The 14,125-nt window shown below is 61.5% G+C and carries 12 protein-coding genes; 1 reads left to right on the top strand and 11 read right to left on the bottom strand.

Going from position 1 to position 14,125, the window contains the following annotated elements; genetic code table 11:
- Positions 1 to 496: 496 nt before the first annotated feature.
- From LB558_RS21180 to LB558_RS21130, 11 genes are all read right to left on the bottom strand, one after another.
- Positions 497 to 1,462, bottom strand: coding sequence for an ornithine cyclodeaminase family protein (locus LB558_RS21180; RefSeq protein WP_224699317.1), 966 nt, complete (start codon positions 1,460 to 1,462; stop codon positions 497 to 499).
- Between the two features lies 1 nt (position 1,463).
- Complete coding sequence (locus LB558_RS21175) at positions 1,464 to 3,503, bottom strand: NADH:flavin oxidoreductase (RefSeq protein ID WP_224699316.1); 2,040 nt, start codon at positions 3,501 to 3,503, stop codon at positions 1,464 to 1,466.
- On the bottom strand, positions 3,500 to 5,008 hold the full coding sequence (locus LB558_RS21170) for an FAD-dependent oxidoreductase (RefSeq protein WP_224699315.1): 1,509 nt from the start codon (positions 5,006 to 5,008) through the stop codon (positions 3,500 to 3,502). Before LB558_RS21170 ends, LB558_RS21175 begins: the two co-directional genes overlap by 4 nt.
- On the bottom strand, positions 5,005 to 5,745 hold the full coding sequence (locus LB558_RS21165; RefSeq protein ID WP_224699314.1) for a hypothetical protein: 741 nt from the start codon (positions 5,743 to 5,745) through the stop codon (positions 5,005 to 5,007). The genes LB558_RS21170 and LB558_RS21165 overlap by 4 nt, the downstream gene beginning before the upstream one ends.
- The gene (locus LB558_RS21160; RefSeq protein WP_224699313.1) at positions 5,738 to 6,925 is read right to left on the bottom strand and encodes an electron transfer flavoprotein subunit alpha/FixB family protein; all 1,188 of its coding nucleotides are present in this window, start codon (positions 6,923 to 6,925) and stop codon (positions 5,738 to 5,740) included. The genes LB558_RS21165 and LB558_RS21160 overlap by 8 nt, the downstream gene beginning before the upstream one ends.
- The gene (locus tag LB558_RS21155) at positions 6,925 to 8,835 is read right to left on the bottom strand and encodes a DUF3483 domain-containing protein (protein WP_224699312.1); all 1,911 of its coding nucleotides are present in this window, start codon (positions 8,833 to 8,835) and stop codon (positions 6,925 to 6,927) included. Before LB558_RS21155 ends, LB558_RS21160 begins: the two co-directional genes overlap by 1 nt.
- Before the next feature lie 108 nt (positions 8,836 to 8,943).
- Positions 8,944 to 9,774, bottom strand: a complete 831-nt coding sequence (locus LB558_RS21150) for a substrate-binding periplasmic protein (RefSeq protein WP_224699311.1) — start codon at positions 9,772 to 9,774, stop codon at positions 8,944 to 8,946.
- 19 nt (positions 9,775 to 9,793) lie between these two features.
- Positions 9,794 to 10,471: an amino acid ABC transporter permease gene (locus LB558_RS21145; RefSeq protein WP_224699310.1), complete on the bottom strand. Its 678-nt coding sequence runs from the start codon at positions 10,469 to 10,471 to the stop codon at positions 9,794 to 9,796.
- On the bottom strand, positions 10,471 to 11,115 hold the full coding sequence (locus LB558_RS21140; RefSeq protein WP_224699309.1) for an amino acid ABC transporter permease: 645 nt from the start codon (positions 11,113 to 11,115) through the stop codon (positions 10,471 to 10,473). Before LB558_RS21140 ends, LB558_RS21145 begins: the two co-directional genes overlap by 1 nt.
- Positions 11,112 to 11,873 (bottom strand): amino acid ABC transporter ATP-binding protein, encoded by a 762-nt coding sequence (locus LB558_RS21135; RefSeq protein ID WP_224699308.1) that lies wholly within the window; start codon positions 11,871 to 11,873, stop codon positions 11,112 to 11,114. The genes LB558_RS21140 and LB558_RS21135 overlap by 4 nt, the downstream gene beginning before the upstream one ends.
- A gap of 108 nt (positions 11,874 to 11,981) precedes the next feature.
- Positions 11,982 to 12,329, bottom strand: coding sequence for a cupin domain-containing protein (locus LB558_RS21130; RefSeq protein WP_224699307.1), 348 nt, complete (start codon positions 12,327 to 12,329; stop codon positions 11,982 to 11,984).
- A 162-nt stretch (positions 12,330 to 12,491) separates the two neighbouring features.
- Between LB558_RS21130 and LB558_RS21125 the strand changes: the two genes are divergently transcribed.
- Positions 12,492 to 13,403: a LysR substrate-binding domain-containing protein gene (locus tag LB558_RS21125; protein ID WP_224699306.1), complete on the top strand. Its 912-nt coding sequence runs from the start codon at positions 12,492 to 12,494 to the stop codon at positions 13,401 to 13,403.
- Positions 13,404 to 14,125 lie beyond the last annotated feature (722 nt).

The raw sequence follows: 14,125 nt of genomic DNA, 5'->3' as shown, positions 1-14,125 counted from the left end.
TAATTACGCGGGTATTCGAGGTTATCCATACTGAATTTTATACAATAAATTCAGATAGATAACTCACTTAGGCGATTCCGCCTCTGGCACCATCTTTCTTGTTATCCGAACAAGATCAAGAAGATAAGCCAAATCAGCATGTTGCGCTCGCCTGACTGTGTTACAAAGGTGTGCAACTATGCTCTATCGGCTGGTCCGTCCCGTGAAGCGAACAGGTTCCTCCAAGCAGCAATTCGTCCAGCGAATCCCCGCTGACCTGCGAGAGCGCATGGTCGGCATGAAGCTGGCCGTCCCGATCGGCGAAGAGACGGCGTTCGTCACCGAAGTCCGAGAGTATCCGTTTCTCGCTGAAGACCGGCGCGCGGTGTGCCGAGCGTCACAATTTCCCTCTAAATTTCCCTCTAGTTAGCAGCGACATCGCCGGTCCGTCGTGGAGTTCCTCCGGATGACGGATTTCATAGTGTCCGAAGCGCTCGGCAATCGCGATCCAAAGGATTTACGACGGACGCTTTGCGACCTTGTCGTGAAGTGCCAAGGTGGCAAATAGGTCGAGATGCCCGCCGCCAATGTTCTTGAAAACGGTGATGTCCGTCTCCGACTGGCGTCCGCGATGCGTACCCCGGGACAACTCGAACAGATCGGCCTTGATATCCTCGAAGCGGATCGTGCGATTTTCGATGGGCTGGATGATATCGCCGCTGCAGTCGTACCCTTCGCGGGTATCCATGCAGATCACTGCGGCCCTGCTGAGCACTTCATCGTCGGCCTCGCGCATGTCGGGGAGATAAGAACCGACCAGATCGACATGCGCCCCCGGCCTCAGCAGTGCCCCACGGATCAGCGGCTGCTTCGCCATCGTCGCTGAAGAGATGATGTCAGCCTCCGGCAAAGCAGCTTCCAGCGACGACCACGGTGTCGCGTTGATACCTTCACCGGCAAGTTCCTGCGCAACGAGTTCGGCCCTTTCGGGAGACCGGTTCCAGATCAGGATATTCTGAAGTGACGGCCTGGCCGCGAGATGCGCCCTGACCATATGAGGCGCCAGTCCACCCGCTCCGAGGACCAGAAGTGTTTTGGCATCCTTTCGGGCGAGGTAATCTGCACCGAGAGCTGAATCTGCTGCGGTCTTGCGGTAAGTGATTTCTGCTCCGTCGCATGTCATCAGTGCTCTACCTGTGGTGCCTTCGAAGAGGGCGACGATACCTTGGACCGACGGCTGCGGCGGCACCAGTTTCACATTCTCGGGAAACACGCCTACCATCTTCACCGCGATCGCCCGACCCGGTATCCAGGCAGTAAGATTGACGAAGCGATCACCTGAAGGAGACTCCGTTATCCTTCGATCGAGCTGAGGCATCGCATATTCGGCATGGGAAACCCGTAACGCCTCGATGAGCTCCGGATATGAAAGCATTTCCCGTATCCGAGCGGCATCGATGTGGATCATGCCATCGGCTGACATGTCACAGACCTCTCATCAATCGGGCCGCGTCGAACATCGCTGCATGGATATTTCGGCTATAGACCGCGTCGCCGATGCGAAAGAGCCGATACTTGCCCCCCTCGTTGTTGACGATCGTCTGCGGGTTCAACGACGTGAAAGCCTGATGGTCGAGTTCGCCGAGGTTGATCGATGCAGGTCGCAGTTGCCGGTAGAGTTCGTCGGACGGCAGCACACCATTCTCCGCCACGATTTGCGTTACCTCCCGTTCCTGGTCCCGGTCGCTGTAGGCCTCGCGCAATACGGCGATCAGGGCGTTCCCCTCGAGATAAACAGAGCGCAGGTAGTAGCCGGGCGTCATGATAACGTCGCGTTCATGCAGGCGTTTCATGAAGTTGATACGAGCGGTTCCTCCCATATGCGCGCCGATCATCTGGTCTGGAGCGGCGATCTCTACAAGCGAGCCGCGTTCCGACATGAAATCGGCGACCGTCAGGCCCTGTGTGTCGCCCGTGACGTCATAGACGAGTACGTTTTCACCTGGCTTGGCTGCTCCGGAAAGTATGTCCCAGCTGGATGTGATGTACTCGCGCCCAGGAATGTCCGGGATATTGGGCTTTCCGCCTGTCGCAATAATGACGGCATCGGGATTCTCGGCCAGTACCAATTCGGCCGTCGCCGCTGTCGAGGTCCTCACATCGACACGGAGCTTGCGCACCTGCATGTCTAGCCAGCGACTTATGCCGCCCATGTTCTCGCGCCAGCCGAGGACACGGGCCAAGCGCAGTTGGCCACCCAGTTGAGCCTCTTTTTCGAATAGAACCACCTCATGTCCACGCAGCGCAGCGACGCGTGCGGCTTCCATTCCGCCCGGTCCGCCGCCAACGACCACGACCTTCTGGCGAGACACGGCGGTCGTAACATCATGGGGCAGTTGCCCCTCGCGACCTGTGGACACGTTCTGTATGCAACTGGCCGGATGACCTTCCCCTACCCGGTCGATACAATAGTTGGCACCTACGCATTGGCGGATGTCGTCCTCGCGGCCTTCCATCATCTTCCGTACCAGATGAGGGTCCGCTATATGCGCGCGTGTCATGGCGATCATGTCGACATGACCTTCGGCCACGGCGCGCGCCGCGGTCGCCAGGTCGCGGATCGCCGACGAGTGGAACACCGGGATGTCCACCTCTGATTTGACAGCTGACGCAAGGTAAAGGAACGCGCCGGAGTCGTAGGACATATCCGGCAGCATGCTCTGGAGGCCGCGGACCGTGTCCCCATTCCCTTGGTGCACGTTGATGTAGTCCAGCATGCCCGTGGCCGCGAGTGCCTGCGTGATCCGCAGGCACTCGATTGCGTCCAGTCCGCCTTCCTGCAGTTCGTTCGCCACGAACTTCATGCCGAGAATGAAGTCGCTGCCGACAACGCCGCGGATCTCCTCTATGACTTCGATCACGAAGCGGAGCCTGTTCTCCTGCGAGCCGCCATACTTGTCGGTCCGTTTGTTGACGACCGGCGAAAGGAACGCATCCAGTAGATGGTGGGCCGTGGCGATCAGTTCGCAGCCGTCGAGACCGCCCTGCTTGACGCGACCGGCGGCTTCGCCGAAGTGACGGCGAACGCGGCGGAAATCGAAGTCCTCCATCTCCTTGCCGTATGCCCCGTGCATCTCCTCGCGGTTCGTGCTCGGGCTGATAAGCGGGAGCCAGTCCCGCGTGTCCCACGATCCCCGACGACCCAGATGCGTGATCTGGCACATGATTGCCGCGCCGTACCCGTGAACGCGTTCGGCGAACTGTTCGAAATACGGGATGACGCGGTCGTCACTGACGTCGATCTGATTGAAGGGCAGCGGCGAGTCTTTCGAGATGGAGGAGGATCCGCCGAAGCTTGTAAGCGCAATGCCGCCCTTCGCTTTCTCGGCATGATAGAGCTGGTACTTGTCCTTCGGCATCCCGTCCTCGGCGTAGCCGGGCGCGTGCGAGGTCGACATGATGCGATTTCGAAGCGTCAGGTGCTTCAGCTTGAAAGGCTTGAGGAGGGATTGAAGCTCGGTCATGGCTTGGAAATCCAGCGACCTGGGTCGCGCGGGTTGAAATGTGAGATCGTTGCCTCGGTGAAATCAGCGACTTGCGCCTGCCGTTCGTCTTCGGACCAGCCAAGCATGTCGGCGGCGATGCGGGAGGCGGATTCGGCGTGCGCCAGGCCCAGATCCTCGTCCCAGCCGACCGGGAGGCGTCGGCGCAGAATGTCTTCCAGCGTTCGCGCCTGTTCTTTCTGGATGGCCCAGCGCACGCTCGATTCCGCCACGCGATCGCCGTCGGGCACCAGCCGCGCAGCATAATCCAGTGGCCGCGTCGGTCCGGATGGCTTTACGCGCCGCGCTACCGCCTTCGTGAGCCGTCGGCCCGCGTCGCGATGCGTCATCAGGAGACCGCCCGTGAAGACGAAGAAGTTCTTGAGCCCGCGATCCGAGAGGTCGTGCTCGCAAACTGCCATCGAGCCCATCGCCTCGCCTTTTCGAGCGGTGCGGGGCCGGACCCCTGCCCAGGTGTAAAGCACGTCGGCACGTTCCAGCGGAATGCCAGGGTAAATCTGACTCATGATGTCGACGATGCCGTTCACCTCGGCCTCCGTGGCTCGATAGCCCGCCAGGTCAGCATCGGAAGGCGTGTCCCACGGCCCGGCGTAATGAAGGTCGCCCCACGGGATAAGATAGAAAGGAGCACCCTCAGGCGTGATCGTCTCCATTCCGATGCCGCGCATCGAGGCGGGCAGTCGCACGACAGCGTTGGTTCCTTTCGCGCCGGAGTTCATCGGCGGTGCGGAGTTCGAGCAGAGACCGGTGATCTCATCCACCCAGGCTCCGGCCGCGTTTACGATGGCCTTCGTCCGGAAGATCCTGCTCTCGCCGCCGGCAAACAGTGCCTCGACCGACCATCCTTCGTTTGCTCGGCCGATCGCTACCACCTCGGCATAGTTGTGCGCTTCGAGGCCGATGTCCCGCGCCTTCATGATCGTTTCGACAACGATGCGCTCCGGCCAGACATACTGGTACTCAGTGAAGGACAGCGCGCCGCGCACATTGTGAAGGCCCGCCATGCCCTGCAGGCCAGGATGACGCTTCGCCTCGGCAGCCGACATCACCTTCAGGTCCAGAGGCACGCCGCGATCGAACAGCGACATGATGCCGAAAGCCAGCCGCGCGCGCGGGCCCGAGATTGCGCTGCGTGCGTTGAATGGCACGACGAATTCGAGCTTTCGTATCCGCTCGGGAGACGTCTTCACGAATTCGCCACGTTCCCGCATCGCTCGCCTGGCGAGCTCAAGGCATTCGAGCACGTAGGCCGGCCGGCTCAGGAAACTCCAAAGCGAATGATTTGCCGCCGAGAAATAGGTCAGGCCGCAATGCTGCAGTCGCGACGTTCGGCTGCTCGTGGCCGCCCCGTAGTCGCCGCGTTCGAGTAGCAGGGTCCTGAAGCCGGCTGCCGCGAGATGCTGTCCTGCCCCTGCACCGATGATGCCGCCGCCGATGACGATCACGTCGTAGGTTTCCGCCGTCATTGGCCTTTGCCTCCGATGATGTTCTTGTCCTTCAGGAAGTCGAGTATCCGCTGTGCGGCCTCGTCAGGCGTCAAATCGACAAACGGCACGCCGCTGCCCGTTGCCTGTCCGGCGAATATCTTCTTCGGCCGCCGCCGCGCCGTGGTTCGCATCCATCCCGCTGCTTCTTCGTCGCGCTGCGTCTCGACGATCACCGGTTCGAGAATGCCGCGCCGCGCTTTTGCAAAGGCCCGCGCACGCGGCGCGGGAGCAAGTTCGCTGGCCGAGATGAGGACAGGCAGCTGCACCGCCATGCGTCGCCGGGCGGAGCCTTTGTAGGCCTGAACCAGGATCGCCTCGCCCCGCTCGATTGCCTCGACGGCGGCAACGCTGGATATGTGCTTCATTCCGAGCCGCCGCGCTACAAGGTACGGCACCATGCCGCTCGCCTCTCCTGCATCGGCGCTCATCCCGGTCAGGACGATGTCGGGATCGATGTTTGCCATCTCCGAAGCGAGCACCGGCACGACGTCGTCACCTTCGCCACAAGGGCCGAGCACATGGATGCGCTCGACGCCCATGCCGAGATAGTCGCGGAGCGCATCATTGGATGCGTTGCCGGCATGGAGCGCGACGGGTCGGCTCGTAAGCTTCAACGCCATTTCGAGAGCGCGTGCGTCACCCGGAGCCATGCGCGACTTTGCAGAGACCGGGTGGACGCCTGCGGAAAGCAATACGGCGACCTTCAGATCAGCCATTGGCGTGTGCTCCCGACAGACGCGCCAGAGCAGGCATCACTGCCTGCGCATCCGCGATAATGGCCAAATCCGCACGCTTGATCATGGCAGCGTGGAGGTCCGTATTCACGGCTATGACATGCCGGCAGCGCTGTATGCCCTGGAGGTGTTGCGGTGCGCCGGAGATACCAAAGGCAAGGTAGCATCGCGCCTCGACCAGCGTACCTGAGGCACCGACCTGTCGATGCCGGGGAAGGTGCCCGGCATCGCAGACCTGCCGGCTTCCGGCGATCGTTGCGCCAAGCACCTCCGCCACGTTCCGGAAACCCTCCCAGTCGGTAACGCCGTCTCCGGCGCTCACGATGAAGCGCGCTTCACCAAGCGGCGCGTCGAGTTGCGACGTCGCGGCCTTGCCGAGATCGCGAACGGCTTCGGCCACATCTTCCGTTTCAACGATGACCCTCCGGCTTTCCCGCCGCACGGTTTCGTCATGCGGATCGAACCGTCCGGCCGAGAGCGTCATCACTTTCGCGAGCGGGCGGCTGACTTCGATCCGGCCGCCAGCTTCGAGCACGACCGCTTGACATCGCGACAGCACCTGCAGCGAGGTCGCCGGCCGATCCTCCAGGACTACCGCCATTCGCCGGGCGAGGTCAGCGTCCGCACCGCCTTCGCTGAAAAAGATATGGCGGGCATCGAAGCGTGTCATCACAGTCCGGAGCCGTTCGGCAACCACGTCCAAGTCGATCGACGGTGGAAGTTGCACGAAGCGATCCGCGGCAAACGCACCGACATCTCTGGCGGCACTGCCCTCGCCGACCCGCAGCAGCACCACGCCGCCGCCGATCTCGTCGGCGAGCCGTCTGGACGCGCCAAGTACTTCCCGTTCCGCGTCCGGCCAAGGCTCTTCCGGCAGACTGACGGCGATGATCCACGGAACATCATCCGCTACGACCACTGTTATGGGCTCAGCGGATGGCCGTGTACGACTTGCGCCTGGTTCCGTCCGCGCGATGCGCAGTTCGCGGCGAAGCCGCTGGCGCTTTTCCTCATGTGGATTCCGGCGCGCGATACCCGGGCCGCGCGCCAGGATACGCGCTAGGCCGGTGACGTCGGCATCTGTGCCGCGAGTGCGTGGATCGATGCGCGGCGCGACGCCGGGCGGCAAAGGTACACGCCTTTGTCTTTTGATCCGAAGCATCAGCGGCTCGCCCCCGTCGAAGCGAGCAGCAGTTCGGCGATGTCGATCACTTCGAGGCGCGCCTGGGAAACGCCTTCGAGCATTTGCGCGCAATAGGGGCATGCCGTGATGACGATGTCCGCGCCGGCCGACTTGGCGTCTTCCATGCGGATGTCAGGAATACGCCGGTCACCGGAAATATCCGTGACGGGCGCGCCACCCCCGCCGCCGCAGCAGCGCGAGCGCATGCCGGATCTTTCCATCTCCACGAAGTCTGTCGAGATCGTCGACAGCAGCGCGCGCGGTGCAGCCGTCTCACCGTTGTAGCGGCCGAGATAGCATGGATCGTGATAGGTGACCCGCCGCCCCTCCAGTCGCGCCGGCGTAAGGCGGCCTTCCTCAACCAGCCGGTTCAATATCTGCGTATGATGCTCGACGACCAGTGCCGCTCCGAATTCCGCGTATTCGTTGCGCAGCGAATGGAGCACGTGAGGATCGGTGGTGACGATGCGCTTGAACCTCAGTTCAGAAAGCATCTCGACGTTGCTCCGCGCGAGCCTGATAAAGCCGGCCTCGTCCCCAAGACGGCGGGCAAGATCGCCGCAGTCGCGCTCTTCCTCAAGAACGGCAAAATCGACCTTGGCTTGCCGCAACAGCAGGACGAGCGCCCGAAGCGTCCGTTGGTTGCGGCGATCGTAGGCGGCCTCCCCCAGCCAGAGCAGCGCATCCACTTCCTGCCCCGGAGAGATTAACGGCAGCGAGAGATCCGCGGCCCAGTCGAGCCGTTCCGAAAGCGCGCGGCCGCTCGCCGTGTCCGTCTTGTCCAGATTGTCGAGAACCTCGGCGGCCTTGCCAGGCGCCGCACCCTCCTCGAGCGTCTGGTAGCGCCGGATGTCGATCACGGCATCGACATGCTCAATCATCATCGGGCATTCCTGCACGCAGGCGCGGCAGGTCGTGCAGGCCCATAGCGTCTCGGGCGCCATGGCGAGGAATTCACGGCTGTCGATATGGGAGACCAGCGGCGCGCTCGGTCCGGCCGCGACGGACGCCGAGTCGATGTGCGGATGCGGGCTGCCCGAATAACTCAGCCGGGCGCCCCGCGAAGCAAGGTTACCGGCGATATCCTGAACAAGGCGCTTCGGGTTGAGCGGCATTCCCGCCGCGAAAGCCGGACAGGCGGTTTCGCATCGACCGCATTGGACGCATGAATCGAAGCCGGCCAGACGGTTCCAGGAAAAGCTGCCAACAGTCGGTGCGCCAAGAACCGGCGCGTCCAGATCGATCGTCCGCAATGCGGAACTCGGCTTGCTCGCACCGAAGCGATCGGGTCGGGGATGGAAGGCCAGATGGGCCGCTCCGGCCACCGCATGACGCATGGGACCGTCCGTGATCGTCCAGGCTAGCCAGCCGAGCCCCATCAGGCCACAGCCGAGTGACGCGATCGTCGCGATGTCGCTTGCGGTTGACGGCCCGAAAAGCACCGCCGCGGTCGCAAGCGCGATCGAACCGAGGACAAGCGCGAATGCGAATGTCAGGAAACTCCACTTCCCACCCGACAGATGCGCAGGGCGATTTGGCAGCCTCCGCCGCGCCTGCAGCAAAAGTCCGTAGGCGGCGATGGCGCACATACCGAGGACGAGCCAGCCCAGGATGCGCCCTCCATGAATGCCAAGCACGGTTGCCAGAACCAGAGCCAGCAGGATGCCGCCTGCGAGCGAGGCGTGCATCCGCGCACTCTCGGGCTTTCGAGCCACGACGGCATGGACGTCATGGAGGTAACGACCGGGCAGGCTGGCAATTCCGGCAAGGATCGGAACTTCGGCACGCATTCCCACGCGCCAGCGCAAGGCGAGCATCGCGAACCGCGCCAAGGCGACGCTGGCTGCGAACGCGAGCACACAGAGCATGGCTGTTGTGGGTTCGGTCATGATGACTGAGGATCCAGAAGTCTGAATTTCAAACGAGTTTGGGCGTGCAGGCGGGAAGGTCGCCCCGCCTGCCGGAGCATTTGTGTGTCTTCCGTAGAGCGAGTACGATTACTGGATCAGGCGAGGCGCGCCGGTTTCCGCGGCAGAGGCGTCAAGACCATGCTTGACGAGGATCTCGGCAATCTTGCCGTTCTTGTGGAGTTCGGCGATATCGTCGTCGATCGCGGCGGTGAAGGCCTCGTTCTTCTTGTTCATCGGGAATGTGCCCTGTCCTGCTTCCTTCGAAGCGCCGATGCGCTTATCAGCCTCGATGACCTTCACCTTGATTCCGCTCAGCGTGCCCGCTTTGATCGCCGTCACGCCGGTCGAGTAACCGTCAAACGCTGCGTCGAGCCGGCCCGCGACCAGATCCTGATGCATCGCGACCGAAGTCGGATAGAGCTTCAGGTTCTCGCCGAACACTTTCTGTAGGTCGGCGACCCAGAGATTGCCCTGCACGGAACCAACCGTCTTGCCATCAAGCTGATCAGCGCGCGTCACGCCTTCCTTGGAGTAGACGGCCATCTGGTCGAGGTAGAGCGGCGCGGAGAGGTTCACAACGCGGGTGCGGTCCTTGGTGCGGTACCATGCGCCGGTGCTGACGTCGGCACGGCCCGAGACGACCGTCTGGATGCCCGCCGCGGCGTCGGTCGGCAGCGTCTTGAGCTGCAGGCATTCCATCGTCGCGATTTCGATGAGAATGTCCGCGTCGACGCCCTGCACGTTACCGCTGCTATCGATATAGGAATATGGATTGAACGTCACGGCGCCTGCCGTGAGGAATCCCTTCTCGGCGGTGGTGAACTCGTGCTTCGGCTTGCAATCCTGGGCGTAGGCGGACGTCGCGGCGACGGTGGCGGTCGCCGCGAGGACCGATGCAAACAGTCTGGTCATGCGCATGTGAGTGCTCCTGATTAAGTTATCGTTGCGAGTACGCGCCGGCCCTGCGTTCCGCCCAGGACACGATGAAGGAGGCGGGGATGCAGACGGCGACGTAGAAGATCCCGGCCACTGTGAGCGCGGGAAAATAGTAGAACTGCATCGAACCTATGTCGTAGGCCCGGCTGATGAGTTCGGGGACAGCGATGGCGAAACAAAGCGACGTGCCCTGGAAAACCAGAATGGCGAAGCCGAGAAGAGCGGGGATCGCGACACGGATTCCCTGCGGAGCGATCACGAAGCGCATTCCGTCAGCACTGGTCATGCCCAACGCATCGACCGCCTCTTTCTGCCCCGCCGGAACGGAGTCGAGCCCCGCACGGATGATCTCGCTCGTATAAGCGCCGGTGTTGAAGCTGAGCGCGATGGAAGCGGCCATGAATGCGCCGATCGACAGACCGGTGTTCGGCAGGCCGTAGTAGACGAACTGCAGCAGGACCAGAGCCGGGGCGCCCCGCCCGATCTCAACAAGCGCCAGGCAAGCGTACCGGATCGCTCGATTGCGGGCCTGCACTCCGAGGGCGAACAGGAATCCGAGCGGAATGCCGATGGCCAGCGATACCAGCGTGATCCTCACGCTGACGAGGAAACCGTTCCAGAACGAGGGTAGCCAGCTGACCACGTCCTCCCAAGTCACCCCCATGAGCAGCGCGTCCATCAGCGGGATACCTTTGCACGAAGGCGACGTTCAGCCTCTCGGGACAGAGCCGCAACGGGAAGGCTAAGGAGGATGTAGAGAAGCCCGACCACCGCATAGATCTCGAGGCCGCGATAGGTCTGCATCGAAATCTGGTTGCCACGAAAAGCCAATTCCGCGACGCCGATCGTCGAGGCGATGGCGGAGTCCTTCATCAGCCCGATCGCATAAGTCGCGGCCGACGGTATGGACACCCGCACCATCTGCGGGATGAGAATATCGGTGTAGAGCCGATACCTGCTGAAGTTGAGCGCGTGGGCCGCTTCATATTGCCCATGGTGGATGGCAACCATGCCGCCGCGATAGATCTCGGCCATATTGACGGCTGCAATCAGGCCGAAGGCGACGACAGCTGCCGAAAATGCCGAGAGGGTGACGACGCTGGTACCCAGTCCGAAAAAAATCAGGAACAGCCACAGTATGGGAGGAACTGAACGCACGAGGCTGATGACGGCGACAGTCAGAAGCCGCAGCGGCGCGAAGATCGACTGGCTTGCCAACATGAGCGGGAAGCCGATGACTGCGCCGACGATCAGCGCGAGGCCGGTAACCGCGATCGTCATCGGCAGGCCGGCGAGAATGTAGATCGCGGCGTCGAGCGTCATCTTTCGTTGACCGCTCGCAAGAAGCGCTTGGCGCGCTCGGACGTCGGAGACCTGATGACATCGCGGCTCGGGCCGTACTCGATCACCTGCCCGTCGGCCATGATCATGGCGTGGTCGGATACGTTCTCGGCAAATCCCATCTCGTGCGTCACCACGATCATCGTCATCCCGCTCTCGGCGAGTTGCCGCATCACCGACAGCACCTCGAGACCCAGTTCCGGATCGAGTGCGGATGTCGGCTCGTCGAACAGCATGACCTTCGGGTCGAGGGCCAAGGCCCTCGCGATGGCGATGCGCTGCTGCTGGCCGCCCGAACACCGCACCGGGAACTGTTGTGCCTTGTCTGCAAGACCGACGCGTTCCAGCAACTGCATCGAAATCCTGTTGGCGTCCGCCCGTGAACGTTTCAGCACGCGTTCCTGCGGAAGGCTGACATTCCTGAGCACGCTCAGGTGGGGAAAGAGGTTGAAGGATTGGAAGACCATCCCGAGGCTGCGGCGCAGGGTAAAAAGCTGTTGCCGCTCTGGCGCGACGCCACCGTTCAAGGCAAGACCGTTCACCGATACAAGTCCTGCATCCGGCGGCTCGAGATAGTTGATGCAGCGCAAGAGCGTGGATTTGCCCGATCCGCTCGGGCCAACGATTGCGAGGACGTCACCGGCGTGGACCTCGAGGTCGATGTTTTTCAGCACGGCATGTTGGCCGTAGCTCTTGCACACGCCCTTCAGCTGGATGACAGGTTTTTGGCATGCCTTCATTCGGCATTTCCTTGGCTACGCCTGGGCATCGCAGTGCCGAGACTGGCTAATGGCGTGTTCCACATCGACCGCGGTAGCGCTTGGAGCGATCGGCTACGGCGGGCCCTGTCAAATGAACATCAGGAAGATCAACGCCCCATTCTTGCTGCCGGCGATGTGGTTCGCACCAGCCTCACGAACGACGAAATCGCCCTTTTTGTAGGTTTGGTTCTGGTCGTAGAAGTCGCCCTCAAGGACGAACAAGTGTTCGATACGGTCGTGGGAATGGCTTCCAGCGTAGGCGCCTGGCTCGACTTTAATCAGATGCGCGCCGCGGCCATCTTCGGAGTAGAGCAATTCCTTGCTCAGAAAACCTTCGCCGCCACCATCGCCCCACGCCATCGCATCGCTGTCGACGACGTAAAACTTCTCTTCCTCGGGACGCCCTGCGGAGGCGGGCTGCATCAGCTTGTTCATTATCTTCCCCTTGGCGACCTGTTTAGCCGTCTCGCTTGTTGGATTAACTCTCATCCCCTTAGCCAACCGAGGTCAACGCGAATTCGAGTGCTCTTGACATAACCGGAGATTATGGGACGATCGTTGGCGTGGAGAGATCATGTGAGTAAATTCCGAACCAGGTTGCCCCCTTTTGCCGCGCTGGTCGCCTTTGAGGCTGCGGCGCGATTGAAGAGTTTCACAGCCGCCGCGAATGAGCTCGGCGTCAGCCAACCGGCGGTCACCCGTCAGATCCGCGACTTTGAGAACATGATCGGCGCGCCGCTGTTCGAACGATTGCACAGATCGGTCGAACTGACCGAACGCGGACGCGAACTTGCGGAGACGCTGTCGAGAAGCCTGGCCGAGATAGCGGAGGCGGTCGACCGGCTGCGCATCAACCGCGCGGCCTTACAGTTGAAGATCACCGCCTATGCGGCTTTCGCCAGCACTTGGCTCGTACCAAGAATATCGCGGTTTGGCGCACAACATCCGGACGTCAGCTTCCACACCGTTAGCCAGCAGCGCGGCTCAGAATTCCACATGAATGCCGTGGACATCGCTATGCGCTATGGAACCGGGAACTGGCATGACGGCGAGGTGCATTATCTTTTCCATGACCTGCTGTTCCCGGTTTGCAGCGCCCAATATCTGGAGAGGGCCGGTGGCCAGATCCGGCTCGAGGACCTGTGGCGACACAAGATCATCGATTGCGACAATCATGGCGATTGGCCGGGCTGGTCGGAGTTCATGACGCATCACGGCACGCGGGGCGAGCGCCTCAACGTAGCGCACCATTTCACATACTTCACCGACGCGCTCATGGCGGCGATTGCGGGCCATGGGATTTTGATGGGCTGGCAGTCACACGTAAAGGTAAACTTGGATTCCGGCCAGCTTGTGCGGTTCATTCCCGATGAGATGGTTAGTCCGGACGGAAACTATCTTAAGGTCAAGCACGAGAAGAAACATCATCCCGTCGTCCGATCGCTGGTCGCCTGGCTGCAGCAGGAGGGCCAATTGCTGACCGAAGATCCTCCTCAAGGGATCGCATGAGCTGAAGCTCACAAGCCGTCAGCTACGATGGGCAAATGTCCCTGTGCACCCCTCCAAGCGAGGCGTGTAGACATCCTGACTCTTGGGTAGACCAATCTGTTGCCGACCATAACTGGGTTGACCAACACGGGCGCGCCTATACTCTGCGTAAATCGACGCAGTTAATGCCAATTCGGAATAAACTGTCATAGGCCATTGGTAAACTCGCCTTAGGATCGAAATCCCCTGCCCCCAGTCAGAAAACTCTAGTTTTTCAACCTTGTAGGTCACCTAGCGACCGCTGGACGCGACTACTGGGAGGCCGTGCATCCCTACAATCTCGCTGGCGCCTACCCCAACTTCATGATGGACGATGAGGGGAAGCGCGCCTCGAGGCGACCTTCGGCGACAACTTTGCGCGACTTGCCACACTGAAGCGGAAATACGACCCGTAGAACCTCTTCCGGGTCAATCACAATATCCCTCCGGCAATGTAGCGCAACGTCGCCGCGTCCGGCTTTCGATCCCAGGGATGTCCGGTAGACGGTCGTTCCTCTGGACTCAGCCTATGCGACAGAATTGGACGCCGGTATTCGATTGGCAAAAACTGCCCCCCGATCGGAAAAATCTGCCGAGCAGGCACAGACTTTGCAGGGATTACATCTTGCGACCGATGCACTGGCCGACACGACGAGCCACGACAGCCTAACCCCCCGCACCCAGCGCAATTCCTACGGATGCGG

Source organism: Mesorhizobium sp. CO1-1-8 (assembly GCF_020164875.1).
Taxonomy (GTDB): Bacteria; Pseudomonadota; Alphaproteobacteria; order Rhizobiales; family Rhizobiaceae; genus Mesorhizobium.
The sequence above is the reverse complement of the archived record's forward strand: the minus strand, read 5'-3'. Positions and strand labels throughout refer to the sequence as shown.

Coding starts and splice junctions, on each gene's coding strand:
- LB558_RS21180 (WP_224699317.1), bottom strand. CDS start 1,462: ATGTCAGCCGATGGCATGATCCACATCGATGCCGCTCGGATACGGGAA.
- LB558_RS21175 (WP_224699316.1), bottom strand. CDS start 3,503: ATGACCGAGCTTCAATCCCTCCTCAAGCCTTTCAAGCTGAAGCACCTG.
- LB558_RS21170 (WP_224699315.1), bottom strand. CDS start 5,008: ATGACGGCGGAAACCTACGACGTGATCGTCATCGGCGGCGGCATCATC.
- LB558_RS21165 (WP_224699314.1), bottom strand. CDS start 5,745: ATGGCTGATCTGAAGGTCGCCGTATTGCTTTCCGCAGGCGTCCACCCG.
- LB558_RS21160 (WP_224699313.1), bottom strand. CDS start 6,925: ATGCTTCGGATCAAAAGACAAAGGCGTGTACCTTTGCCGCCCGGCGTC.
- LB558_RS21155 (WP_224699312.1), bottom strand. CDS start 8,835: ATGACCGAACCCACAACAGCCATGCTCTGTGTGCTCGCGTTCGCAGCC.
- LB558_RS21150 (WP_224699311.1), bottom strand. CDS start 9,774: ATGCGCATGACCAGACTGTTTGCATCGGTCCTCGCGGCGACCGCCACC.
- LB558_RS21145 (WP_224699310.1), bottom strand. CDS start 10,471: ATGGACGCGCTGCTCATGGGGGTGACTTGGGAGGACGTGGTCAGCTGG.
- LB558_RS21140 (WP_224699309.1), bottom strand. CDS start 11,115: ATGACGCTCGACGCCGCGATCTACATTCTCGCCGGCCTGCCGATGACG.
- LB558_RS21135 (WP_224699308.1), bottom strand. CDS start 11,873: ATGAAGGCATGCCAAAAACCTGTCATCCAGCTGAAGGGCGTGTGCAAG.
- LB558_RS21130 (WP_224699307.1), bottom strand. CDS start 12,329: ATGAACAAGCTGATGCAGCCCGCCTCCGCAGGGCGTCCCGAGGAAGAG.